This is a genomic window from Candidatus Thorarchaeota archaeon (assembly GCA_013388835.1).
Taxonomy (GTDB): Archaea; Asgardarchaeota; Thorarchaeia; order Thorarchaeales; family Thorarchaeaceae; genus JACAEL01.
Genome location: JACAEL010000103.1, coordinates 1 through 1,595, shown reverse-complemented (window position 1 = coordinate 1,595; position 1,595 = coordinate 1). Strand labels below are relative to the sequence as shown.

General features: G+C 32.4%; 3 protein-coding genes. 1 reads left to right on the top strand and 2 read right to left on the bottom strand.

All coding sequences use genetic code 11. The features are described from left to right. Together HXY34_14090 and HXY34_14085 are read right to left on the bottom strand one after the other, a co-directional pair. Positions 1 to 833: HD domain-containing protein (locus tag HXY34_14090; protein ID NWF97264.1), on the bottom strand; the 833-nt coding region annotated here is incomplete at its 3' end. Between the two features lie 4 nt (positions 834 to 837). Further along, complete coding sequence (locus tag HXY34_14085; GenBank protein NWF97263.1) at positions 838 to 1,248, bottom strand: hypothetical protein; 411 nt, start codon at positions 1,246 to 1,248, stop codon at positions 838 to 840. Between the two features lie 211 nt (positions 1,249 to 1,459). Between HXY34_14085 and HXY34_14080 the strand changes: the two genes are divergently transcribed. Next, on the top strand, positions 1,460 to 1,595 hold a 136-nt coding region (locus HXY34_14080), incomplete at its 3' end, for a helix-turn-helix domain-containing protein (GenBank protein ID NWF97262.1).

The following is a 1,595-nucleotide window of genomic DNA, read 5'->3' as shown; positions in this document are numbered from 1 at the left end:
GTAACACCGGATATATCGACGCATAGGCTTCTTATTTTGGTTTTGTCATTTTTACTTGTTCCGATAGATAAAAGGAATCTATCTATATTAATTGCTGTTCTAAGTCCTGTGAAATAACCATCACGTGTTACATAATCAAATTTATCTGCATCATGAGGACCGTTCACCATTTGAGCAAAAAAATACATATCAGGGTTTGGATGTTTCCCAAGAATCATCAGAGCTACTTTATTTATATCAATTCCCGATATATTGAATTTATAATCGGAACGTGATAAATATGGTGTTTTAATCTCCTCCCATTTTTCCTTAAATGAACTTGAATTTACTATGAAGTAAGACAGAATTTCATGTGCCGCGTTATCTTTAAATAATTCCGGTTTTTCCTTTTTTACATTTTTTATTTCATCAAATTCCTGAAAAATAATTTCCGTTCCATGAGAGAATGGCCCGTGTCCTATATCATGAAGAAGTGCCGCCATCCTAGCTTCAGCACAATCTACAGGATTACTGACTAAGGCACTTTCACGATTCCTTAGAGCTTCTATCATACGACCAACAATAACAGTCGCTCCAAGACTATGTTCAAATCTTGTATGTACTGCTGAAGGATAGGTATAACATGCTAATGAAGTTTGTCTAATCCCCCGAAGTCTTTGAAGAAGAGGAGAGTCCAATAAATTTATTTCGTGAGGATAATATGAATTGAATCCAAAAGCTGTATCTCGTATAACTTTATTTGCTCGAATAGGTCTTGGATGATAGTTAGTTAATATTACTTTTACAGCCTTATTTACTTCAGACTGTAGTTTCGTAACTGCACTCGGAGGCACGTGATTATTTTACTCCGATTATTTTCTGAAACCTTTTTGAGATTTGAGTTAATTTCTCCAAAATTGCTTTATTAGATTTATAAATATCTTTGTATTCATTCCATATTAATTTCTTTTTTTCTTTGGTGATTGTAAAAAATAGAAAGTCGGGATTATTGTCTTGTACTTGGCGCCAAGCTCCTAATTGAAATAATATATCTTCAAGTTCCTTTGAATACGGAACTCCGCTTCTATCAGAAAAATATAAGTCAGGAAAAAATTCGGGATATTCATTTACCAATTGACTAAATGCTTGATAACAACCTTTTATTGGAATATGAGTATCTCCAGTAGGTTGTTTATCATATTCAAACCCAGATATTGTAGTAATGACACTATCGTATGTAATAAGCGCTGGTGCTGCAACTGTACTCATTTAACTCCTCCTTATGAAGAATTTAAAAAGAAGAGCAATAGATTATACATTACCTCCTATACGAGTTGTCAATATGTATTTTTCGTACATTTATAATTGTTTTGACAAAGCAATTATATAATAATTAATACAATTTGTCAATTTTTTATATTAATATATTTGACAAATTGTCACTTTTATTAATATAATAATGACTTCTGGAGATAACAAAATGGAAAGAAGCTGGGAAAATTTCGGTATTTTATTAAAAAAAGAACGCCAACGCAACCAAATGAGTAGAAAAGAGCTCGCAGAAAAGATCAATAAAAAGGAGGCAACTATTATTAGCTGGGAGCAAGGAATTAGGC

Coding starts and splice junctions, on each gene's coding strand:
- HXY34_14085 (NWF97263.1), bottom strand. CDS start 1,248: ATGAGTACAGTTGCAGCACCAGCGCTTATTACATACGATAGTGTCATT.